This window comes from Streptomyces sp. NPDC002788 (genome assembly GCF_053592115.1).
The window spans coordinates 661,275-685,414 of sequence record NZ_JBSFVB010000001.1; the positions used below are offsets into that span (position 1 = coordinate 661,275).

9 protein-coding genes are annotated in these 24,140 nt (G+C 72.7%); 1 reads left to right on the forward strand and 8 read right to left on the reverse strand.

The features are described 5' to 3' along the window. Positions 1–26: 26 nt before the first annotated feature. From ACWD1U_RS02910 to ACWD1U_RS02940, 7 genes are all read right to left on the reverse strand, one after another. Positions 27–239, reverse strand: coding sequence for an MbtH family protein (locus ACWD1U_RS02910; protein WP_451103882.1), 213 nt, complete (start codon positions 237–239; stop codon positions 27–29). Between the two features lie 47 nt (positions 240–286). Further along, a complete protein-coding gene (locus ACWD1U_RS02915) occupies positions 287–9,700 on the reverse strand; it encodes an amino acid adenylation domain-containing protein (RefSeq protein WP_451103883.1) in 9,414 nt (3,137 codons plus the stop codon). Between the two features lie 9 nt (positions 9,701–9,709). Continuing rightward, positions 9,710–17,506, reverse strand: a complete 7,797-nt coding sequence (locus ACWD1U_RS02920; RefSeq protein WP_451103884.1) for an amino acid adenylation domain-containing protein — start codon at positions 17,504–17,506, stop codon at positions 9,710–9,712. A 249-nt stretch (positions 17,507–17,755) separates the two neighbouring features. Continuing rightward, the gene (locus tag ACWD1U_RS02925) at positions 17,756–18,094 is read right to left on the reverse strand and encodes an antibiotic biosynthesis monooxygenase family protein (protein ID WP_451103885.1); all 339 of its coding nucleotides are present in this window, start codon (positions 18,092–18,094) and stop codon (positions 17,756–17,758) included. After that, complete coding sequence (locus ACWD1U_RS02930; RefSeq protein ID WP_451103886.1) at positions 18,085–19,461, reverse strand: FAD-dependent oxidoreductase; 1,377 nt, start codon at positions 19,459–19,461, stop codon at positions 18,085–18,087. Before ACWD1U_RS02930 ends, ACWD1U_RS02925 begins: the two co-directional genes overlap by 10 nt. A 66-nt stretch (positions 19,462–19,527) precedes the next feature. Beyond that, entirely contained in the window at positions 19,528–20,562 is a 1,035-nt protein-coding gene (locus ACWD1U_RS02935; RefSeq protein WP_451103887.1) for an isocitrate/isopropylmalate dehydrogenase family protein, read from the reverse strand. An 11-nt stretch (positions 20,563–20,573) separates the two neighbouring features. After that, complete coding sequence (locus tag ACWD1U_RS02940) at positions 20,574–21,320, reverse strand: thioesterase II family protein (RefSeq protein WP_451103888.1); 747 nt, start codon at positions 21,318–21,320, stop codon at positions 20,574–20,576. Between the two features lie 361 nt (positions 21,321–21,681). On the opposite strand from ACWD1U_RS02940, the gene ACWD1U_RS02945 reads away from it, so the two are divergent. Continuing rightward, complete coding sequence (locus tag ACWD1U_RS02945; RefSeq protein WP_451103889.1) at positions 21,682–23,268, forward strand: (2,3-dihydroxybenzoyl)adenylate synthase; 1,587 nt, start codon at positions 21,682–21,684, stop codon at positions 23,266–23,268. A gap of 291 nt (positions 23,269–23,559) precedes the next feature. Here the strand turns inward: ACWD1U_RS02945 and ACWD1U_RS02950 are convergent, their stop codons facing one another. Next, positions 23,560–24,120 (reverse strand): TetR/AcrR family transcriptional regulator, encoded by a 561-nt coding sequence (locus tag ACWD1U_RS02950; RefSeq protein ID WP_451103890.1) that lies wholly within the window; start codon positions 24,118–24,120, stop codon positions 23,560–23,562. Between the last annotated feature and the right edge of the window lie 20 nt (positions 24,121–24,140).

Here is a 24,140-nt window from a genome sequence, read left to right on the forward strand (position 1 = left end):
AACAGGCCGCAGGCCGCGGCACGGCGCTAGCCGTTCGCCGTCTCCCGGAGACTGCGCGGCCGCATGTCGGTCCAGTGCTCCTCCACGTAGGCGACGCTCTCCGGTCTCGCGGCGGGGCCGAAGACGCTGCGCCATCCAGCGGGCACCTCGGCGAAGGCCGGCCACAGTGAGTGCTGGTCCTCGTCGTTGACCAGCACGTGGAACTGGCCGTTCTCGTCATCGAACGGGTTGGTGCTCACCTTGTGTCCTCCAGATATCGTCTCAGCAGCTGCGGGCTGGAACAGGGTCACTGCGCCGCCCGCAGCATCCGGTTGATGGTTCGGCTGATCTCGGCCGCGTTCCGCGGCCAGTACATCTCGTTGTGAGCGCAGGCGATGTCGATGCGCTGCACACGACCGTCGACGTGGTCCTGCCAGAGCACGTCCAGGTCCTCGGCCAGTTCCCGCTTGTCGTGGGTATCCGGGTCGAGGAGTGCGTTGAAGAAGACGACGTCACCTCGGTACCGCGGTGAGGTGAACCGCCGCATCTGCTCCATCTGTCCGATGAAGATCGAGGAGGCGGTGGTGACGAGCGACGGGTATTCCTCCATCCCTGCCAGGTGTCCCATGTAGTTGGCGAGGTAGCGGCGGACCATGGACTCGTCCAGCGCTTCCAGGCCGGCGAAGTGGCTGGAGGGCGCGGCGTCCAGAAGCGCCAGGAGTGCCACTTCGTGTCCGCGGCGCTGGAGTTCGGCCGCCATGGCGTGCGCGAGGGTGCCGCCGAAGGACCAGCCCAGCAGGTGGTAGGGGCCGCTCGGCTGGACCTGGAGCACCTGTCCCAGGTAGTCCTCGACCATCTCCTCGATGGAGCCGGCCGGCGCAGTGGTCCCGTCGAAGCCGCGTGCCTGAATGCCGTACAGCGGCCAGGCCGGGTCCAGGTGGCGGGCGAAGCCGAGGTAGGGCCAGCTCAGCCCGCCACCCGGGTGCAGCCACCACAGAGGTGGCTGTTGCCCCTCGGTGCGGATCGGCAGCAGGACAGCGAACGGGTCCTCGAAGTCGGCGTCGGCGTCGGCGTCGGTGGACAGCTGTGCCGCCAGTTCGGCGACAGTCGGATACTGGAACACGGTGCGGATCGGGACGTCCACGCCCATCTTCTCGTGGATCCGCCAGACCAGACGCGTCAGCCGCAGGGAGTGGCCACCGCAGGCGAAGAAGTCGTCGTCGATGCCGATCCGGTCCAGGCCCAGGACCTCGGCGAAGAGCGCGGCGAGTTCCTCCTCGCGCGGGGTGCGCGGGGCCCGGTGTTGCCCGCCGACCGGGTCCGGCTCGGGGAGCGCGGCCCGGTCCACCTTGCCGTTCTCGGTGAGCGGGAGCCGGTCGAGGACGACGATCTCGGCGGGCATCATGAACTCCGGGAGTCGGCCGGCGAGCCGCTCGCGCAGCAGGGAGGGCAGCCGGGAGGCACGGCGGGAGACCGCGGGGACGTTCGCCAGCCGGGCCGAGGGGGCGTCTGCGGGCCGGTACAGGCCGTCGCAGCAGACGGCGTCGACGTCGGGCAGAATGGCCGCCTCGAAGCAGTCACCTGCCCGGGCCGACCACGTGCAGTACACCGCGAGCCCGCGCCGGGCGCCCCACGCCTCCAGTTCGGCGGGGTCGAGGGTGCCGCCCAGCTCGGCGGGAGCGCCCCATTCGGCGGCCTCGCCGGCCAGGCGGGCGTTGGGGATGCGGGTCAGGCGGAGCCGGCCGCCGTGCCGGGCCAGCGCGGTCTCCAGGTCGGCCAGTTCGCGGACCTCCGACGCCCAGACCGCCTCGGGCAGGTCCCCGAGGTCCAGCGGCTTCGCCGGCGCCTTGTGCAGCACGACCTCGTAGCGGTGGCGGGTCAGCTCGTTGTGGTGGGTGCCCTGCTTGAGGCGGATGTCGGCGGCGACGGCGTCCGGGCGGGCCTCGGCCCAACGGGTGAAGAAGCCCGGGTCGACGACGAGTTCCTTCTCGGCGAGCACCGCGCGTTCGACGGCGGCCTGCACGGCGGCCGGGCCGTCGGCGGGCTGCCGGCAGCGGTGCACCGCCGCGGCGAACGGGCGCAGGGTGCGGTAGTTGCGGATGTCGCCGAGCACCACGCGCCCGCCGGGTGCGAGCCGGTCCATCGCGAGATCGAGCACCCGGGTGAGGTAGTCGGCGTCCGGGAAGTACTGCACGACCGAGTTGAGGATCACCGTGTCGAAGTACCCGGCGGGCAGGCCGTCGGCGTCGTCGGCGGGCTGGCAGCGCAGGGTCACCTTGCCCGACAGCCGCCGGTCGGCGCTGGTCTGGGTGCGCAGTCGTTCGATGACGGGCGACGAGAAGTCGGTGCCCCAGTACTCCTCGGCCTCCGGTGCGAGCGGGCCGAGCAGCAGGCCGGAGCCGACGCCGATCTCCAGCACCCGGCGCGGGTGCAGGGACCGCACCCGCCGCAGCACCGCCTCGCGCCAGGACCGCATCTGCGCCAGCGGGATGGGACGGCCGGTGTAGGAACTGTTCCAGCCGGTGAAGTCCTCGCCGACCGTGTCGGTGGCGACCTCTGTCCCGCCGTACATGGTGTCGTAGACCTCGCGCCACTCGCCGATCTGTTCGGCGGCGTCACGGCCGGTGGACGCGATGCTGTCGGGCACCACGTAGGCGACCATGCGGCGTTCGCCGAGCCGGTCCCGGCGCACGGCGACCACCGCGTTCGCCACGCCGTCCTGTTCGCGCAGCACCGCCTCCAACTCGCCGGGCTCGACGCGGAAGCCGCGCAGCTTGAGCTGGTCGTCGCTGCGGCTGACGTAGTGAAGGCGACCGGCGGTGTCCCAGCGCACCAGGTCGCCGGTGCGGTACACGCGCGCTCCGGGCTGTGCGGACGGGTCGGGCACGAACCGGGTGGCGGTCAGGCCCGGGCGGCCCGCGTAACCGCGCGCCACGCCGTCGCCACCGATGTACAGCTCGCCCACCACGCCGGGTGGCACCGGCCGCAGCCGGTCGTCCAGGACGAGGAGCCGACTGCCGTCCATCGGGGTGCCGATGGGCAGCGGGTCGGTGCACTGCGCCGCGGCAGTCATCCGGTGCCGGGAGGCGAACGTGGTGGTCTCGGTCGGGCCGTAGCCGTTGACCACGGTGACGCCGGGGCAGGCGTCGAGGACCGCGCGGACGGCGGTCGGCGACAGGACGTCCCCGCCGGCCCACACCTCCTGGACGGCGCCGAAGCACTCGGCGTGCTGTTCGGCCATCACGGCGAACAGTCCGGCGGTCAGCCACAGCGCCGTCACCCCCCGCTCGGCGATCACCCGGGCGAGTTCCGCGGTGCCCGGCTGGCCGGCGCGGGCCACCACGGCCGTGCCGCCGCCGAGCAGCGGCACCCACATCTCGTACGTCGACGCGTCGAAGGTGTGCGGCGAGTGGACGAGGACGCGGCGATGGGCGCCGGTGCGGAAGCAGCCGTCGAGCGCGAGGTCGACGACGTTGCGGTGGGTCACCTCCACGCCCTTGGGGCGGCCGGTGGAGCCCGAGGTGTACATCACGTAGGCGACGGCGTGCTCGCCGACGCCCTCCACCTCGGGCGGCGAGTCGGGCAGCCCGTCGAGATCCTCCTCGGCGAGTCCCTCGTCCACGGTGACCGCCGGATCAAGGTCCGCGAGCACGAAGTCGATGCGCTCGGGCGGGTAGGTCGGGTCGACCGGCGCGTAGGCGGCACCGGCCTTGAGGACACCGAGGATGGCGGCGACCAGCAGCGGCGAGCGTTCCATCACGAGCGCGACGCGGTCGGCCGGGCGGGCGCCGCGGGCCCGGAAGTGGTGCGCGAGGCGGTTGGCCCAGCGGTCCAGTTCGGCGTAGGTCCAGGTGAGCGTTCCGTCCGCGGAGACCAGCGCGGTCGCGTCCGGAGTCGCGGCGACCGCGGCGGCGAACCGCTCGGGAAGGGTGTCGGCCTCGAACCCGGCGTCTCGGGCCGGGCCGCCCCAGGCACTCAGCGCCGCGCGTTCGTGCTCGGTCAGGACACCGACGGAACCGATGCGCGTGTCCGGCGCCGCGACCGCCTGGCGCAGGAAGTGCAGCCAGCGGTCGAGCAGGGCCCTGACCGTCCCGGCGTCGAAGAGTTCGGTGGCGTACTCCGCGAAGCCCTCGATGCGGGCCGGTTCGCCTTCCTCGTCCCGCTCGGTGACGCTGATGAACAGGTCGAAGCGCGCGGTGCCGAGGGAGAACGGCTCCTCGGTCACGGTCAGGCCGGCCAGGTGGAACTCCGGCCGCGTGTTGTTCTGGAGGGCCAGGCACACCTGGAAGAGCGGGTGGTGGGCGGGCGAGCGGGCCGGGTTGAGCACCTCGACCAGGTGCTCGAACGGGATGTCCTGGTAGTCGTAGGCGGCGAGGCTGCTCTCGCGGACCCGGCCGACGAGTTCGGCGAAGGAGGGGTCACCGGAGGTGTCCGCGCGCAGCACCCACGTGTTGACGAAGAAGCCGACCAGCCGGTTGAGCGCCTCGTCGGTGCGTCCGGCGATGGGTGAGCCGATCGGCACGTCCGTGCCCGCGCCGAGCCTGGTGAGCAGCGCGGCGAGGGCCGCCTGGAGCACCATCGACACCGTGGCGCCGGACTCCCGGGCCATCCGGCGCACGCCGTCGGTCAGCTGGGGGTCGAGTGCGAGCGGCACCAGATCGCCGGCGTACGACGCGACGGCGGGCCGGGGCCGGTCGGTGGGGGGCGTGACGGTCTCGGGCAGGCCGGCCAGCTGGGTCGTCCAGTAGTCCAGCTGCCGCCGGTAGAGGCTGCCAGGGTTCTCACTGTCGCCCAGCAGTTCCCGCTGCCAGAGCGTGTAGTCGGCGTACTGCACGGGAAGCGGTTCCCAGTCGGGCGCCCGGCCCGCGCGGCGGGCCTCGTAGGCGGTGGTGAGGTCCTCGGCGAGCGGGAGGGCGGACCAGCCGTCGGCGGCGATGTGGTGCGCGCCGATGAGGAAAACCGCCTCGCGTTCACCGGTCCGCAGCAGCCAGGAGCGGAGCGGGATCTCGGCCGCCAGGTCGAACGGGCGGCGCGCCGCCGCCCGCAGGACGCCGGGCAGTTCGGCCTCGGTGACCTCGCGTTCCTCCCACGGGACCTCGACCGCGGCCGGGGGCATGATCCGTTGGTACGGCTGCCCATCCGCCTCGCCGAAGACGGTGCGCAGCGATTCGTGCCGCACGACGACGTCGTGCACGGCGCGGCGCAGCGCGGCCGCGTCGAGCGCGCCGCGCATCCGCAGGGCCAACGCGATGTTGTAGGTCGCCGAGGGTCCCTCGAAGCGGTGGATGAACCACAGCCGCTGCTGGGCGTAGGACAGGGGCAGCCGTTCGGGCCGGACCTGGGGCCGCAGGGGCGCGCGGAGGTGATTCAGGGTGGTCAGGTGGACCGCGAGTTCGGCGACGGTGGGCGACTGGAAGACGGCCCGGATGGGGATCTCCACGCCGTGCTCGGCCCGGATGCGGCTGACCAGCCGGGTGGCCAGGAGCGAGTGGCCGCCGATGGTGAAGAAGTTGTCGTCCACGCCGACCCGGTCGAGACCGAGGACCGCCGCGAACAGCGCGCACAGCGACTCCTCCTGCGGTGTGGCGGGGGCCCGGCCGCCACCGGCCGTGTAGTCGGGCGTGGGCAGGGCGCTCCGGTCGGGCTTGCCGTTGTCGGTCAGCGGCACGGCGGCGATGGGCACGATGGCGGCCGGGATCATGTACTCGGGCAGAGTCTCCCGCAGATGGCCGCGCAGGCCGGGCAGCAGTGCCGTGACGGCGGCGGCGGCCGCGGGGGCGTTCGCCGGGGTGCGTCCGTCGGTGGCCGGCAGGTACGTGCCGGTGAGGGGGGTGCCGGCCGCCGGGCCGTCGCGCAGCACGACGACGTCGAGCAGGTCGACCGCGTCGGCCGACCAGGTCGGCACCGCGTCCCAGCCGTGCCGGGCGGCCCAGGCGCGTATCTCGGCGGGGTCGAGCGGCGGCAGCTCGGGCGCGGCGGAGCCGTCGACGCCGAGGGCGCGGGCCGCTGCGGCCTCCTCGGTGAGGCGGGCGTTCGGGATTCCGGTGATCCGCACCGTCGGCTCGGGCCGGTCGCCCATGCGGTCGGCGAGCCGGCCCAGGTCGCCCTCCCAGGCCAGAGTGGGGACGCCGTCGAGCCGTCGCGGGGCGTCCGCCGGTTCCGTGCCCGGCTTGTGCAGCACGACCTCGTAGCGGTGCCGGGTCAGTTCGTTGTGGTGGATGCCGTCCTTGGCGCGGATGTCGGCTCCGGCCGCCCCGGCCCCGTCTGCCCAGCGCAAGAACCACTCGGGGTCGACCACCAGTTCCTTCTCCAGCAGGACGGCCTGGTCGACCGCGGTGCGCAGGACGGCCGGTGCCGCATCGGGGTGCTTGGCCCGCTGGACGCCCGTCTGGAGCGTGCGCAGGGAGGCCGCCCGCCGGATATCGCCGAGGACGATCCGGCCGCCCGGCGCGAGCAGTTCCCAGGCGCCGTCCAGGACCCGGGCGAGGTAGCGCTCGTCGGGGAAGTACTGCACGACCGAGTTGAGCACCACGGTGTCGAATCCGCCCCGGGGCAGTCCGGTGAGATCGTCGGCGGCCTGGTGGCGCAACCGGACCCGGTCGGTCAGGCCGGCCCGGGTCACCTGGTCGCCGAGCCGGTCGATCACGGCCCGGGAGAAGTCGGTGGCCCAGTACTCCTCCACCCGGCCGGCGATGTGCGCGAGCAGGAGTCCGGTGCCGACGCCGAGTTCGAGGACGCGCCGGGGTGACCAGCGCAGGACGCCTTCCACGGCGGCGTCGCGCCAGGCCCGCATCTCGTCGAGCGGGATCGGCTCACCGGTGGAGGAGTTGTTCCAGCCGGTGAAGTCCTCACCGAATCCGTGTCCGCCGTCGTCGGAGTAGGTCTGGTCGTAGACCTCCTGCCACTCCCCCACCTGGTCGTCGGTGCCGCCGACGGGCGGCAGGGCGCCGGTGTCGGGGACGACGTAGGCGACCAGGCGCAGGTCGCCGGGCTGGTCCTCGCGGGCGGTGACGATGGCCTGGCGGACGGCCGGGTGCCGGACCAGGGCGTGCTCGATCTCGCCGGGCTCGACGCGGAACCCGCGCAGCTTGACCTGGTTGTCGGCGCGGCCGAGGAAGCAGATGTTGCCGTCCGGGAAGAAGCTGGCGCGGTCGCCGGTGCGGTACAGCCGGTCGCCCTCACGCGCGCTGAACGGGTCACGGACGAATCGTTCTGCGGTCAGCTCGGGCCGGTTGACGTAGCCGACGCAGAGACAGTCCCCACCGATGTACAGGTCGCCCTCGACGCCGACGGGGCACGGCTCCATGTTGTCGTCGAGCACGTAGTAGCGGGCGTTGTCGATGGGACGGCCGTAGGGGATGCTGCGCCAGGACGGGTCGATCTCCCGGACCCGGAAGTAGTTGGACCACACCGTCGCCTCGGTGGCGCCGCCGAGGCTGACGATCTCCGCGCCGGTGAACACCCGCCGGACCTCGTCGGGCAGCGCCAGCGGGGTGTAGTCACCGGAGAGGAACACCAGGCGCAGGTCGTCGGTGCCCTCGTACCCGCCGTCCTCCGTGAGCAGGGATGCGACCTGGTTGAGGGTGGTGGGCACCGAGTCCCAGAAGGTGATCGGCTCCGTGAGCAGGACGTCCAGGAGCAGCTGCGGATCGCGCTGCTGGACGGCGTCCGCGATGTAGACGCCGCCGCCGCAGCCGAGCAGGCCGAAGATGTCGAAGACGGAGAGGTCGAAGCCGAGCGAGGTGACGCACAGGACGACGTCGTCGGGGCCGAACGCGAACGTGCGGTAACACCAGTCGAGCAGGTTGTGCACCGGGCGGTGGGTGACCGCGACGCCCTTCGGTTTCCCGGTGCTGCCGGAGGTGAAGATGATGTACGCCGTGTTGTCCGGTCCCGCGGCCGGCTCCGGATCGTGGTCGGCGCCGGGCGACCGGGCGTCGGCGAGTTCGGCGAGCCGGACGCCGTCCGGCAGGGACCAGCGTTCGGTGTCCGGCGTGGACAGCACGAGGGAGCACCCGGCGTCGGCGAGCATGCCGGCCACGCGGTCGGCGGGCAGCGCCGGTTCGAGCGGCAGATAGGCGCCGCCCGCTTTGAGCACGCCCAGGACGGCGGCGATCATGGCCGGCCCACGGGGGACGCCGACGCCGACGACGGTCTCCGGGCCGACGCCGCGTTCCTTGAGGTCCCAGGCGACGCGGTTGGCCCACCGGTTCAGCTCGCCGTAGGTCATGGTGCCGCCGGCCCAGCGCAGGGCGGTGGCGTCCGGGCGCCGTGCGGCCTGCTCCTCGAAGAGCAGGTGGACCGGTCCCGGGCAGTGGACGGGGTGGGCGGTGTGGTTCCACTCGACGAGGATCTTGTGGCGCTCGGCGGCGTCGAGAGTGTCGCCGGACCGGCCGGGCCCGGCCTCGGCCACTGCGGCGACGGTGGTCCTCGGGTCGGCCACGACCTCTTCGACAACGGCCACGAACCGTGCCGCGATGTCCTCCACGGTGGAGCGGTCGAAGATATCGGTGGCGTACTCGATCTCACCGACGACGGAGCCGGTGGAGTCGTCCGGCGCCAGGTTGAAGAACAGGTCGAACTTGGCGCTGCCGGTGGGCAGCGGTTCCATCGTTACGGTGAGACCCGGCAGGTCCAGGTGCGGTGCAATGTTGTTCTGCCACGCCAGCACCACCTGGAACAAGGGGTGGTACGCGGTCGACCGCTCCGGCCGCAGCAGCTCCACGAGCCGCTCGAACGGCACATCCTGGTGATCGTAGGCGGCAAGCGCCTTCTTCCGTACCTGTTCGAGCACCCACTCGAAGGTCCGGTCCGCGGTCACCTGCACGCGCAGCGTCCAGGTATTGACAAAGAAGCCCACCAGTTCACTCAGTGCCTCCTCCGTACGGCCCGCGATCGGCGAGCCGACGGTCACATCCTTGCCTCCTCCCAGACGATGCAGCAATACCACCAAGGCGGCCTGGAGCACTATCGCCGTCGTGACACCATTGGTTTGCGCCAACTTCTCAGTGGCGGCGCGCAGTTCGGCGGACAACCCGACCGGAACCGTTCCGCCCCGGAAACTCGCCACCTCGGGACGGGGCCGGTCCAGGGGCAAGGGAAGAGGCTTGGACAGACCGGCCAGTTCCTCGCGCCAATAGGCGCTCTGCACCGAGACGACGCTGTCCGGGTCATTTTCGTCACCCAGCATTTCCTGCTGCCACAGCGCGTAGTCCGAGTACTGCACGGGCAGTTCGGGCCAGTCCAGTGCCGTGCCGGTCACCCGGGCCCGGTAGGCCGTCGACACGTCACGTGCGAGCGGGGCCAGCGAGCCGCCGTCGCCAGCGATGTGGTGGATCACCAGGACGACCAGGAACTCCTCGTCGTCGCTCTGGAGGACGCAGCCGCGCAGCGGCACGTCCGTCGACAGGTTGAACCAGCTGCCGCTCACCGACGCCACGACGCCGGGCACCCGCTCGGGGGCCACCCGGCCCCAGTCCTGCCAGGGCAGGTCGATCTCCGCAGGGTCGAGAACACGCTGGTACGGCTGGCCGTCGGTCTCCCCGAAGACCGTGCGCAGGACTTCGTGGCGCACCATCACGTCACGAAACGCCGCCCGCAGCGCGACGGTGTCGAGCGGGCCGTGGCAGCGCAGGAGCAGCGGGATGTTGTAGGTGGAGGAAGGGCCTTCGAAGCGGTTGATGAACCACATTCGCCGCTGCGCGTACGACAGGGGGGTCATGGGTTTTTCCTACCTTTCGGTCATTCTCCGCAGCGGCTTTCGAGTGGAGGCCGACATCTCGTTCCAGCGGGCGGTCAGTTCGGCGACGGTCGGGGCGGTGAAGAGGATGCGCATCGGGATTTCCACGCCCATTTCCGCGCGTACCCGGGCCACCAGCCGGGTGGCCATCAGCGAATGGCCGCCCAGGAGGAAGAAATCGTCGTCGAGACCGATCCGCTCAGCGCCCAGAACCTCGGCGAACAACGCGCACAGCGTCTGTTCCCGGGGCGTGCGGGGAGCCCGGTACTCGTCCGCGGCGAACTCCGGGCGGGGCAGGGCGGAACGGTCGAGCTTGCCGTTGGGCGTCAGCGGCAGTTCCGTGAGCGTCACGAACGCGGCCGGGATCATATGGGCCGGCAGCCGCTCTCCGACCGACTCCCGCAGGAGCTCCGTGGTGGGCGGTTCGGCGCCGGTCTCCGGCACCACGTACGCCACCAGCCGGCGGTCCCCCGGCCGGTCCTCGCGGGCGATGACGACAGCCCGGCGGACCACGGGGTGGCGGGTCAGGGTGTACTCGATCTCGGCGGGCTCGATCCGGTAACCGCGCAGCTTGATCTGGTGGTCGGAGCGGCCGAGGTACTCCACCTCACCCGTGACCGTCCAGCGGGCGAGATCCCCGCTGCGGTACATCCGGGCGCCCGGTGGCCCGAACGGGCAGGCCACGAACCGCTCCGCGGTCATGCCCGGCTTGTCGTGGTAGCCACGGGCCAGGCCCTCGCCGGCGATCCAGAGTTCACCGGTGGCGCCGGGCGGCACCGGGCGCAACGCATGGTCCAGCACGAGGATCCGGGTGCCGGCGACCGGGCCGCCGACGGAGGGAGGCATGCCGCAGTGGCCGGGGAGCAGACGAGCGGCGGTGGCGTAGACGGTGGTCTCGGTCGGGCCGTAGAGGTTGGTGACCTCGGCGGCGTGCCGGCACAGGGTTTCGGCGAGCGCCAGGGGCAGGGCCTCGCCGGTGGAGATCACCCGCAGCCCGGTCAGGCAGGCCGGCGCGTGGGTGACCAGGCTCTGCCAGAGCGCGGGGGTGGCCTGCATGACGGTGACGCCGGACTGTTCGACGAGGTCCAGCAGTGCTGACGGCTGGGTGATGTCGTCCTTGCCGGCCAGTACCACCCGGCCGCCGACGAGCAGGGGCAGGAAGAGTTCCAGCGCGGCGATGTCGAACGCGACGGTGGCGCAGGCCAGCAACCGGTCGTCCGGCGTCAGGGTGAATCGATTCTGCATGCCGGTCAGCAGGATCGCCAGCGCACCGTGCCGGACCACCACGCCCTTGGGCGTCCCCGTGGAGCCGGAGGTGTAGATGACGTAGGCGGCGTGGTCGGCGCCGACCGGAACGCGCGGGCCGTGGGAAGGGTGCGGGGACCGGTCGGACAGGTCCACCCCGGCCAGCCGCTTCTCATCGAGGACCAGCACCGGTGCGCTGTCCTCGACCACGGCCCGCACCCGGGCGACCGGATACTCCGGGTCCACCGGCACATACGTGCCGCCGGCCTTCCACACGGCCAGCAGGGCCACCACCAGGTCGGCCGAGCGGGGCAGCAGCACCACGACCCGGGACTCCGGACCGACGCCCTGCCCGGCCAGCCAGTGCGCCAGCCGGCCGGCCCGCTCGTCCAGCTCCCGGTAGGTCAGCCGGTGCCCGCGGTACTCGACACAGACCGTGTCCGGCGTCTGGGCCGCCCGCGCCGCGAGCAGGTCGGGGACGGTCCGCTCGGGCGGCGGGACCGCGGTGTCGTTCCAGCCGTGCAGCACCTGTTCGCGCTCGGCGTCGGACAGCACGTCGAGCGCGCCGACGGTGGCCCGCGAATCGGCGGCGAACTGCCGCAGCACCCGCACCAGCCGGTCGGCGAGCGCCTCCACGGCGGTCCGCTCGAAGACGTTGCGGCGGTACTGGAAGGAGATCCGCAGCAGCGGGTCGGCCGCCGCGATCACGGTCAGCGGATAGTGCGGCGGGGCGTAGGGACGGATACCGGTCACCACCGGTTGCGCCGACGCGCCCGCCGCCGCGTGGCCGGACCGGTCGACGGGGAACGACTCGAACACCACCAGCGTGTCGAACAGTTCGTTCAGGCCGGTCGCCCGCTGGATGTCGGCGAGCCCCACATGGTGATGGTCCAGCAGTCTCGCCTGGGCGTCCTGGAGCCGGCCGAGCACCTCCGGGACCGGGTCGGCCGGCGTGCAGCGCACCCGCACCGGCACCGTGTTGATGAACAGGCCGATCGTGCTGTTCGCGCCCGGAAGCGCGGAGGGACGGCCAGCGACCGTGGCGCCGAACAGCACCTCCCGGCCGCCGGTGAGCTGCGCCAGCACCATGGCCCACGCGCCCTGCACCAAAGTGTTGGTGGTCACGCCCCACTCCGCGGCGCGGCGCGCCAACCTGGTGGTGTCCTCGCCGGTGAGCGGGACGTCGATCTGCCCGCTGCCGCTGCCGGCCGGCCGGGGCCCGGGCGTCGTGGGCGCCAGCAGGGTCGGCTCCGCCACACCGGCGAGTTCCTCGGCCCACGCGCGGGCGGAGCGTGCCGTGTCCTGCCGTGACAGCCAGCTCAGGAAGTCCCGGTAGCCGTGCGGGCGCGCCGGTGCGGTGCCGGCGCCGACGGCCGTGTACAGGTCCATCAGCTCGCGCTCGATGAGCGGCACGGACCAGCCGTCGAGCAGCACGTGGTGGGCGGTGAGGGCCAGTTCGGCGTGCCGGGGGCCGAGGGTGACGAGGGTCAGGCGCAGCAGCGGTGGGCTGTCCGGGCGGAAGCGGGCGTCCCGCTCCTCGGCGAGGATCTCCTCCAGCCGCGTGGCGGCGTCGGCCGTGCCGGTGAGGTCGAGGTGCCGCCAGGGCAGCGGGACGTCGTCCACGACGACCTGCACGGGCTCACCGGTGGCGCTCGGCTGGAACGCGACCCGCAGGTTCGGGTGCCGGTCGAGCAGGGCCTGGCCCGCCGCCCGCAGGCGCGCCGGGTCCACCGGGCCTTCGAGCCGGAACACGAACTGCGTCTGGTACGCCTCGGACGCGCTCTGCGCGAGCATCGTGTGGTACAGCAGCCCGTCCTGCAACGGCGTGAGCGGCCATACGTCGCCGACGCGTCCGAAGCGCCGTTGCCAGTCGTCCAGTTCTTCCTGGCCGACGGTGACCAGCGGGACGTCGGACGGGGTCAGTCCCCGACCGCCGGACTCGACCAGGCTCCGCAGCCCGCGCAGGGCGGCGCACCAGGTGCGGGACAGGGCGCGGACCTCGTCGGCGGTCAGAGCTCCGGTGGCGAAGGTGAACAGGGCGGTGAGGCGCGCGTCGTCGCCGGTGCCGGTCACCAGGGCGTTCAGTTCGAGCGCGCTGGGCGTCGGCATGTCCGCGGCGGGCGCGGCGACCAGCTCGGCGCATTCGGGCGCCGGGGTCCATCCGGAGCCGCGGGTGGGGTCCCGGCCGGACACCGGCTCCGGGCGTTCGAAGGAGAAGCGGCCCAGGAAGTTGAATCCGATGTCGTCCGCCGGATACGGGCGCAGCAGCGCCGCGGTGTCGTCGTTGACGTAGCGCAGCAGGGTGTAGCCGATGCCCTGGTCGGGCAGGGCCCGCCGCTGCTCCTTCACCCGCTTCAGGGCGTCACCGGCGGCGGCTCCTCCGGTGATCGCGGCGTCGACGTCGATCCCCGAGACATCGAGGCGTACGGGGGTGACCGTGGTGAACCAGCCGACCGTGCGGGACAGGTCCGCACCCGGCACCAGTTCCTCCTGCCGGCCGTGCCCTTCGATCCGTACGACCGTCGTGCCGCCGGTGGGGCCCCGCCGTTCCCGGGCCAGCGCGAGGACGAGGGCGGTGAGCAGGACGTCGTCCGCGCCGCTGCGGTAGGCCGCGGGGACGGAGGTCAGGATCGCGTTCGTGAGGTCGGCCGGGAGCTCCACCCGGACGGTGTCGGTGGTGGAGGTGAGGTCCCGGCCGGGGTCGAGCGGCCGGGAGCCCACGGGTGCGACGGGGGCCGCGAGCAGGTCGCGCCACAACGTCACCTCCGCCACCCGTTCGGGGCGGGCCGCCTCGTCGGCCAGGGCGTGCAGCCATCGGCGCAGGGAGGTGCCCACCCGCGGCAGCGTGGGGATCCGGCCTTCCTGGACCTGGTGCCAGGCCGCGGCCAGGTCGGGCAGCAGCACCCGCCAGGACATGCCGTCGACGACCAGGTGGTGGGCCGCGACCAGCAGCCGCCCGGGCCCGCCCGCGGCCCCCCGGAACCAGACCAGCCGGATCATCTGCCCGGCCCGGGCGTCGATGTGCCGCACGGCCTCGGCGGCCTCGGCGCGCAGCAGGGTCTGCCACGCCTCCCCGTCCCAGTCCCCCGGGCAGTCGGCCCGGCCGACGAGCGCGCCGGCGTCCACAGTCCCGGGTGGCCGCACCAGCAGGCCGTCGTCCGTCAGCCGTGAGCGCAGGACGTCGTGCCGGTCCAGGACGCAGCGCAGGGCCGCGGTGAGGCCGGGGAGGTCGACGGCTGCGGGCAGTTCCAGCACCAGCCACTGGGTGAGGCGGTCCAGGCCGGGGCCCCGCTCGGCGTACAGCCGGGCCATGGGGGGCAGCGGCAGCAGGCCGACGCCGCCGCCCTCGAGTTCGGCGAGGGCGGCCGGGGCGGTGTCGCGGGTCGCGGCCTGTGCGAGCGCGGCGACGGTGCGGCACTCGAACACGGTGCGCGGGCTGAACGCGAGACCGCCGGCGCGGGCGCGGGCCACCACCTGGATCGCCCGGATGCTGTCGCCGCCCAGGACGAAGAAGTCGTCGTCCACCCCGATCTCGCTCAGGCCGAGCACCTCGGCGAACGCGGCGGCCAGGAGGCTCTCGTCACCGGTCCGGGGCGGCCGGTGGGCGCGGCCGGTGATCTCCGGCTCCGGCAGCCCGGCCCGGTCCAGCTTGCCGTTCGCGGTCACCGGCATGCGGTCCAGGGCGACGAAGACGGCGGGCACCAGGTGGGCGGGCAGCCGGGCCGCGACGAAGCCCCGCAGCTCGGCGAGGTCCAGACCGGCGTGCAGATCCCAGTCGGCGCCGGCCGGGCCGCTGCCGCCGGAGGTGGCCGGGACGACGTAGGCAACGAGCTGCGCGGCTCCGTCCGCGCCCCGGCCGGGCCGGGCGAGGACGGCCGCCCTGAGCACTCCGGGGTGGTCGGTCAGCGTGTCCTCGATCTCCTGGGGCTCGACCCGGAAGCCGCGGATCTTCACCTGCTGGTCGGCGCGGCCGGCGAACTCCAGCTCGCCGTCGGCGTTCCAGCGCGCCAGGTCGCCGGTCCGGTACATGCGCCGCCCGGGTTCCCCGAAGGGGCAGGCCACGAAGCGCTCCGCGGTCAGGCCCCGGCGGTCGTGGTAGCCCCGGGCGAGTCCGACGCCCGCGATGTAGAGGTCACCGAAGACGCCGGGCGGCAGCGGTCGCAGGCGGCTGTCGAGGACGTAGAGCGCGGTGTTCCAGATCGGGGTGCCGATCGGGATCGTGCGCACCCCGGGCCGGTACTGCCACGCGGTGACGTCCACGGCCGCCTCGGTCGGCCCGTAGAGGTTGTGCAGCGGCACGCCGAAGGTCCGGTGGAATCGCGCGGCCAGCTCGGCCGGCAGCGCCTCTCCGCTGCACACGACGCGGCGCAGACCGGTGCACGCGGCGGCCGTCTCCTCGGTGACGAACTCGGCCAGCATCGACGGGACGAAGTGCGCCGTCGTGACACCGGCCCGCCTGATCACCTCGGCGAGGTAGTCCGGGTCCCGGTGCCCGTCCGGCCGGGCGACCACCAGGGTGGCGCCGGTGATCAGCGGCCAGAAGAACTCCCAGACGGACACGTCGAACGAGGCGGACGTCTTCTGCAGGACCCGGTCGGTGCCGTCGAGCCGGAAGCGGTCCTGCATCCAGAGCAGCCGGTTGACGATCGCGGCGTGCGTGACGACGACGCCCTTGGGCCGCCCGGTCGATCCCGACGTGTAGATCATGTAGGCGGGATGGTCGACACCGTGCGGGGCGGAGGTGACGGGTTCTTCGGTGAGCGGGGTGTCGTCGACCATGACCACGGGGACATCCGTCCGGGGCAGCCGGTCCGCGGTGTCCTTGACCGTCAGCAGCAGCGCGGGCTTGGCGTCGGCGAGCATGAACTCCACCCGCGCGGCCGGGTAGTCCGGATCGACGGGGACGTAGGCGGCGCCCGCCCTGAGGACCGCGACCAGCGCGACGACCAGTTCCGGGGAGCGGGGCACCGCGACCGCGACGAACCGCTCGGGCCCGGCGCCGCGCTCGGTCAGCAGGCGGGCGAGCCGGCCGGATCTCTCGGCCAGTTCCCGGTAGGTCGTCCGGGAATCCTCGAAGGTCAGCGCGACGGCGTCCGGGGTGGCGCGGGCCTGCCGGTCCAGCAGTTCGGTCAGGGTCGCCGGGGGCGGGGTCACCGTGAGGCCGGCGTACTCGGTGAGCAGCGCGCGGCGTTCGGAGGGGTGCAGCGCGGTGACGGTCCCGGCCGGGGCGTGCGGGTCGGCCAGGGCCGTCCGCAGGAACGTCACGAACCGCTCGGCGAGCCCGGCGATGTCCTGGTCGTCGTACTCGGCCCGCGGCGCGTCGAACCGGACGTACAGGTCGCTGTCGGCCCTTCCGTCGGTGTAGACGCAGACCATCACCTCGTCGATCACGCCGAAGGTGCCACCGGCGAAGTGGGCTGAGGCGCCCGCCAGGTCGAGCGCTTCGACGGCGGGGAGCACGTTGACGACGGCACCGAACGGACTGCGCGCGTCGCCGGCGTGGCCGGTGGCCCGTTTGATCAGGGATATGTCGTGCCGGGCGTGCCGCAGGACACGGCGTCGCTCCCGGCCGAGCGCCTCGGCCAGTTCCACGAAGTCGGCTGCGGGGTCCACCCGCGAGCGCAGCGGCACCCGGTTGGAGAGCAGGCCGAGGGAGCGGCGCAGTGCGCCGACGCGGTGATTGACGGTGATGGTCAGCAGCGGCTCGGACAGACCGCACATGTGCCCGAGAAACGCGGTCGCGGCCGAGGCGATCAGGTCGGGCACCGAGGTCCCGGCCGCGGTGGAGGCGTGTTCCCAGGCGGCGAGTTCGGCGGCCGGGACCGTCACGGTGCGGGTGGACATCCCCTGCGGTGCGGTGAGGCCGTCCCAGTACCCGGGCTCACCGGCGGGGGCGCCGGCGCCGGGACGGACACCGGCGGGCAGGCGGGCGGCGGGCAGGTCTCCGGCGAGGTAGTCGGACCAGAACCGCTCGGCGTCGGCAAACCGCTTCGACGCCCGGTAGGCGGCGTCCTTCACCGCCGCGTCCTCCGGCGGGTTGGGGGCGCTTTCCGGCAACGCGGAGCCGGCGCGCAGCGCGCGGTAGATCTCGGCGATCCGCCGGGACAGCAGGGTGAGAACGCCGAACGCGTCGGTGAGGATGTGGTGGAAGACGAGCACGAGCAGGTGACGGCCGGGGCCCAGCCGGATGGAGCCGATCCGCAGCAGCGCGTCCTCGGTCAGGTCGAAGGGCCGGCGCACGAGATCGGCGACGACGGCGCGGGCCGCGTCGGCGGGGTCGGCGGCATCGCCGACGTCGAGGCGGAACGGCTCCCACGCCCCGAGGTCCCGGGCGACCGGCCGCAGTCCGTCGTCGTCGCGGCGGAAGTTCACCCTCAGCGCGTCGGCTTCCGCCACCGCCGCCCGCAGGGCCTCGGCGAGCAGGGCGGTGTCCAGGTCACCGTCGATGTCCCAGAGAGTCGCCACGTTGTTCGGTACGTCAGGGGTGAACTCCTGCGCGAGCCACATGGCTTCCTGCGCGGATGTGACGCCGGTGCAACCCATCCAAATGCCCCCCAGCAAAGTAGTTTTCCCGGTCGGCGGCCCCTCGCCGTGCCGATGCTTGTCGCGGCCCATGTGGTTGAACAACTGCGATGAAAGATGTTGGCCAGAGATCGAAGAGGAACTGGCCATCACCCGAAAGAACTCCGCCACACGGCACGGGCCGGCGTCCGTCCGTCGCCCGCCGCAACCGCCCTCGGAGGACTTCCTGCGCCGGCGCATCCGGTCGTTCCCGCGGCCGTCCTCCGCCTGCTAGCGCGCCTCCTCGGCCGCTGCGGCCGAGCTCCGGTTGTCGTGCGCGCTGGTCCGGATCACCTGGGCGACGGTCAGCTCGTAGGCGGAGTACCAGTGCCTCCTGCCCATGCGCTGCGCCACCTGGTGCTCGGGGTCGCAACGCCACTGGTCCAACGTCTCCTCGTCGCGCCACATCATGACGGCGAGACGTTCACCGTCCTCCCCGGTGTAGTGCTTGACCTCCACCGGGTCGGACCCGGCGATGGCGCGGACCCGCTCCTGCATCCGCTCCTCGGTGGCGTGGTACTCCTCGCCGGCCTGCTCGGACAGGTGCGACTTGAACAGGATCACGAACATCCGGAGTCCTCCAGGGTGGCTGTGGTCGGGGCGGTGGGCGGGGTGCAGGCGCGCAGCCGGTCGTCGGGCGCCGAGACCAGCTCGGTGCCGTACCGGGCCAGCAGATCCGCCACGAGCCGGTCCAGACGCCGGTCGTCGCGCAGTACGGAGGCGTAGCTCTCCTCGGTGAAGGCGCATCGCTCGTACAGCGGCACGAACCGGTCGGGGAAGAGGGCCGTCAGTCGCCCGCGCAGCACGTCCGCGGCGGTCTCCTCGCGAGGTGGGTCGGCCATGGTGAAGTAGTGGCGGTAGGAGAGCCGGGAGATCGCGTCGGCGTCCTCGGTCCGCGACTTCTCGTAGGCGGCCAGGCCCGCCGCCCAGCCGGCGGAGGCGTCGAGGCAGTCGACGAGGACCCGGGCGTCCTCGAAGCCGCAGTTCATGCCCTGCCCCATGAAGGGCGCCATCGCGTGACAGGAGTCACCGAGCAGGGCAAAGGTGTCGCGCCAGACCCATCGGTCGCAGCGGACGGTCGTGAGGGTCGAGACGGCCTTGGCGGCCAGCTGTTCCGCGATGTCGGGGATGATCGCGGTCGGCTCGGGAAAGTGGGCGGCGAACATCTCGTACAGGTCCTGGCCGCCACGGGCCGCCGCGTAGGACGGGGCAGGGCCGTCGAGACGCATGAACAAGGAGCCGGAGAGCCTCCCCGACGGCAGGGGGTGCGCGGCGAACATCGCCTTCCCGGTGGGCCAGTAGTGCGTGATGGTCGGGTCCAGCCGGCCGGCCGGTACGTCGATCTCCTGGTAGGCCAGGTCCAGCTTGCGCACCTCGACCCGGGCGCTGCGCTCCTCCAGGGCGGCCCGGGCGGCGGAGTGTGCGCCGTCGCAGCCGAGGACCCGGCGGCACGTCAGCCGGCGCGAGCCGTGCCGGTCCTCCACCAGCACCGCGGGTTCGTCCAGGTCCACCGAGCGCACCCGCTGCCCGAAACGGATGCGCACTCCGGGGGTGGCCTCGGCGGCGTCCAGCAGGATCTGGTGCAGCCGCCGGCGCTCCACCGCCCAGATGGGCTGTCCGTCCCGGCTGTAGGGAGTCAACCGCGTCCGGCCGTCGGGCAGGTGCCCGCAGCGTCCGTGCAGGGGGACGCAGCTCCGGCGCACGGCGTCCGCAACGCCCAGGTCCGACAGGGCGCGCCAGCCGCGCGACGACAGCATCACGACGAGCGACCGGCGTTCTCGGCCGGGCTCCAGTCTGGGGTCCGCCCGCTTCTCCAGCAGGGTGACCGGTCCGAAACGGCGGGCGAGGTAGCAAGCCGTGACCGCGCCCACCAGACCGGCCCCCACGATGACGGTCTCCGGGTTCCCGTCCGTGCGGTTCGTGCCGTTGCCGTTCATGCTGTCCCCGCCCTTCGTCCGTCGTTCCGCCCGCGGTTCCGCGGTCGTGTCCGCGTCCGCACCTCGCTATGGCCGCCGCAGTTCGGTCAGGACCACGGTGCCCACCTCCTTCGTGCTGAGGGATCCGCCGAGATCGCGGGTGACGCGGCCGGCCGCCACGGCAGCGGCGACCGCCCGGCGGACCGCGTCCGCCTCCTCGGTCCGGCCCAGGTGCTCGGCCAGCAGGGCCACGGAGAGGATCGCGCCGAACGGGTTGGCGGTGCCGGTACCCGCGATGTCCGGGGCGCTGCCGTGCACGGGCTCGAAGAGCGCCTGTCCGGTCACGGGGTTGAGATTCGCCGACGCCGCGACGCCCAGGCCGCCGGCGAGCGCGGCCGTGAGGTCGCTGAGGATGTCGCCGTAGGAGTTGTTGGTGACGATGACGTCGAAGGCGGTCGGATCGGTGGCCAGCCGCAGGGCGGCGGTGTCCACGTAGAGGTGGGACGTCTCGACGTGCGGGTGCCGTGCGACCGCCTCGCTCCAGCACCGCTGCCACAACTGCCCGCCGTTGCGGACGGCGTTGGCCTTGTCGACGAGGCACACCGACCTGCGCGCCACGGAGAAGGCGAACTCCAGGACCCTTGACACGCCTTGACGGGTGTTGAGGTCCACGTCGATGGCGATCTCGTGGGGGGTCCCGGTGCGCGTACCGCCGCCGATGCCGCTGTAGAGGCCCTCGGTGTTCTCCCTGACGATCACGCAGTCGATCGCCCGGCGGGCCGGGTCGCGCAGCGGACTGAGCCTGTCGTGCCAGAGTCTGGCGGGCCGGTAGTTGACGTAGAGGTCGAGTTCGAGACGCAGGGTGGTGAGGACAGCGCGCACGTACGCGGTGTCGCTGAGCCGGGGATCGCCGACCGCGCCGAGGAGCGCCGCCTCGCTGGACCTGATCCGGTCGAGGTCGGCTCCGGTCAGGGCCGTTCCGGTGCGCAGGTAGGTGTCCGCGTTGACGTGGTCCAGGACGTCCGTCCGCGCCCCGAGGCCGAGGGCGTCGAGGACGTCCAGCGCCGGCTCGATGACCTCGGGGCCGATGCCGTCACCGGGGATCACGGCGATGGTGGTCAAGGCCGCCCGCCTCACTTCCGGCCCTGGCTCAGCACGTCCGCGACGAGTTCCGCGACGTCGGTCGTCACATGGAAGTGCCCGCCCGGCCGCACGGTTTCCGTGAAGCCGCCGGAGGTGATGCTCGCCCACCCCGCCAGCTGGGCCTGCTCCACCAGCGGGTCTCCCTCGCCGTGGTAGCAGCGCACGGGGCAGGACAGCGAAGGGGTGCCCGGACGGGGCCGATAGGTCGCGTGGGCCCGCAGGTCCGAGCGGATCACGGGCAGGAGGAGGTCGCGCAGCTCGGCGTTCTCGGCGATCGCGGGTTCGATGCCGCCCAGCGCGCACAGCGTCGTCCAGAACTCGTCGTCGGGTGCCAGGTGGATGCTTCTGTTGTTCATCCGTCCGGGCGGCAGAGCGGCGGACACACAGAGCGCCGGGGGTTCCTCGCCGGCGTCCCGCAGCAGCAGGGCGGTCTCGTAGGCGACCAGCGCGCCCAGGCTGTGCCCGAAGAGTATGTGGTCGCCCGGCGGCAACCGCAGCAGCTCCGCCGCCACGCAGCCGGCCATCGCGACCACATCGTCCACGGGCGGCTCTCCGAAGCGGTCGCCGCGGCCCGGGTACTGGACGGCCATCAGCGACACACCGGGCGGCACCGCGGCGGACCACGCACCGAAGGCGATCCCCGAGCCCCCCGAGTGCGGGAAGCACACCACGCGCACGCCGAGCGGGTCACCGGTGGTCATCGACCGCACCCATCCGCGTTCCCGTATCCGGCTCATCCTCTTCCCTCCTGGCCGGCCGTCGTTCCGTCCGCACCATGTTTTCCACTCGCCGCGGATTCGCGCGGCCCGCGACAGATGTCGGCAAGAGATCGGGGGGCGGTGGACCGCGGCGCTGACGATGCCAAGGGACAGGACAGCAAGGACCGCAGGCACGCCGCCGCACAGCACCAGGCTCACGTCGTGCGCGGACCTCGCGCACCACCGCACCGGACACCGCCCGCCACCGCGTGGAGGCACCCGCCCTCCGGCCGCATTGCCGCCGGCCGGCCGGGACGGACCGAGCGCACCCGCGGCTCCACCCGGACCTCCGCGCCCCCTCGATCCACGCCTCGACCGACCGCTGAAAGGGAACGCGATCATGCTTGACGGCTTTGTGCACTGGCCCGAACAGCTCGCGGCGGAGCTGCGCCGGACAGGGGTCTGGCTCGGCCGGCCGCTCAGTGACTTGTTGCACGAGTCGTGCGAACGGAACGCCGAGCGGGTGGCCGTGGTGTGCGGCGCACGCCGGATGACCTACGCGGAGCTGTCCCAGCGGGCGGACGGGCTGGCGGGCGGCCTGATCGGACTGGGCATCAAGCCCCTGGACCGGGTGGTGGTGCACCTCCCCAACATCCCGGAGTTCGTCGTCCTGGTCTTCGCGCTGCTGCGGGCCGGAGCCATCCCGGTGCTGGCGCTGCCCGGTCACCGCAGGGCCGAGATCACGCATCTGTGCGCGCACTCCGGCGCCGTTGCCTATGTGGCGAAGGACGAGTTCGGCGGGTTCGACTACCGCACGATCGCCCGGGAGCTCCCGTCGGTCCCGCACGTGATCGTCAGCGGCGACGCCGAGGAGTTCACACAGCTGGAGTCGCTGGATGCCCCGGACGTCGCGCTGCCCCGGGTGGACGCGTCCGACCCCGCGCTGTTCCTGCTCTCCGGGGGCACCACCGGACTGCCGAAGCTGATTCCCCGGACCCACGACGACTACGAGTACGTCATGCGGGCCAGCGCGGAGGCGATGCGGGTCGGCCCGGAGGTGGTGTACCTGGCCGTCAACCCGGTCGCGCACCAGGCGGCCCTCGCCTGTCCGGGTGTGTTCGGCAGTCTCCTGCTGGGCGGGAAGGCGGTCCTCACGTCGAGCGTGCGGCCCGATGACGTCTTCTCGCTGATCCGTCGCGAGGGGGTCACCGTGACCACGGTCGTGCCTTCGGTGCTGCGGCTGTGGGCCGATTCCGGACGACCGCCCGGCGAACTGTCCCGCCTGCTGATCCAGGTGGGCAGCGCGCCGCTCGACCCGGCCCTGGCGCGCCGTGCGGCCCAGGTGCTGGGCTGCCGGGTCCAGCGGTGGTACGGCATCAGCGAGGGGGTGCTGACCCACACCCGGCTCGACGACCCGGAGGAGGTGGCCGTCAACACGGACGGCCGCCCGATGTCACCGGATGACGAGGTCCGGATCGTCGACGAGTCGGGGAACCCCGTGCCCGATGGGGAGGCGGGCGAGATGCAGGTACGGGGGCCGTACACCATCCGCGGGTATTACCGGGCCCCCGAGGAGAACGCCCGCTCGTTCACGCCGGACGGCTTCTTCCGCACCGGCGACCTCGTCCGGCGCAGGCCGGACGGCAACATCATGATCGTCGGCAGGATCAAGGACGTCATCAACCGGGCCGGCGAGAAGGTCTCCGCGGAGGAGGTGGAGCGGCAGCTGCGCACCCACCCCGCCGTGCAGGACGCGGCCGTGATCGGCGTGACGGACACCGTGCTCGGCGAACGGACCTACGCGTTCGTCGTCCTCAGCGACGTGGACGTCCGCCCGTCCGCCATGAAGGAGTTCCTCAGGGGCCGCGGCCTGGCCGCTTACAAGATCCCCGACCGGCTGATACCGATGCCTCAGCTTCCGCGCACACCGATGGGGAAGGTCGACAAGAAGGCACTGCGTGCGGGGATCGCCACCTCGGAACGCTGACGATGCCCGTGGCGCGGGACGGATTCTGCTCCGTCCCGCGCCTGCCTCGGCCCGGTGGTGATGCCGCCGGCCAACTCGCTCGCCTACGGAGGAATGCTGCAGGGCGGCAAACAGACCGCGGCACCGAGACCTCTTGACGCCCCTGAGATCGTCATCGACCAGGTCAGAGCGCTTGTCGGCTCTCTGCCTCCCTCTCCACGTGCGCAGAGCGTCAAACGAGCGTCATGACGACCGGCTCGTCACTTCCCCAGGGACCGGACGGCTGCCACGACGCGGCCACCGCGCCCGTGATCAGCCCGCTTCAGTCAAGGCCGCGTGCGCGGCGGCGAGGATCTCCCCGGAGAGCGGGGAGCCCTTGGTGGCCCGGGACAGGACCAGCGCACCGAACAGTGTGCAGAGGCGGACGATGCCGTCCTGGTCGTCACTGGCCAGGAAACCGGCGAAGTCGGCCACCCCCTCGGCGTAGACGCGACGGGCCTCGCGCCCCCCGCCCTCGCGCGCGATGTCGGTGGCGAGCGCGGCGACGGGGCAGCCGTCCGCCGGGGCGTCGCGGTGCTCGACGGAGAGGTAGGCGTCGATCAGCGCCTGCTGGGCGGCGGCGCGCTGCCCGTCGTGCCGCTCGAGCCCGGCGCTGTAGCGCTGGGCGAGCTCGGCGAAGGCGTGGGCGGTGGCCTCGTCGACGAGTGCCTCCTTGGAGGCGAACTGCTTGTAGAAGGCGCCGTGGGTCAGACCGGCCGCCTTCATCAGGTCGGCGACGCTGACCTGCATGCCCTGCTCCCGGAACAGCCGGGATGCAGTGTCCACCACCCGCCTGCGATTTTCCTCCGCCTGCGCCTGCGATACGCGGCCCATGACCACCTCCCATTTGGATG

Bases quoted from the DNA above. Each gene is read 5' to 3' on its own strand.
- ACWD1U_RS02915 (WP_451103883.1), bottom strand. From the start codon at position 9,700: ATGACCCCCCTGTCGTACGCGCAGCGGCGAATGTGGTTCATCAACCGC.
- ACWD1U_RS02920 (WP_451103884.1), bottom strand. From the start codon at position 17,506: ATGGGTTGCACCGGCGTCACATCCGCGCAGGAAGCCATGTGGCTCGCG.
- ACWD1U_RS02925 (WP_451103885.1), bottom strand. From the start codon at position 18,094: ATGTTCGTGATCCTGTTCAAGTCGCACCTGTCCGAGCAGGCCGGCGAG.
- ACWD1U_RS02930 (WP_451103886.1), bottom strand. From the start codon at position 19,461: ATGAACGGCAACGGCACGAACCGCACGGACGGGAACCCGGAGACCGTC.
- ACWD1U_RS02940 (WP_451103888.1), bottom strand. From the start codon at position 21,320: ATGAGCCGGATACGGGAACGCGGATGGGTGCGGTCGATGACCACCGGT.
- ACWD1U_RS02945 (WP_451103889.1), top strand. From the start codon at position 21,682: ATGCTTGACGGCTTTGTGCACTGGCCCGAACAGCTCGCGGCGGAGCTG.
- ACWD1U_RS02950 (WP_451103890.1), bottom strand. From the start codon at position 24,120: ATGGGCCGCGTATCGCAGGCGCAGGCGGAGGAAAATCGCAGGCGGGTG.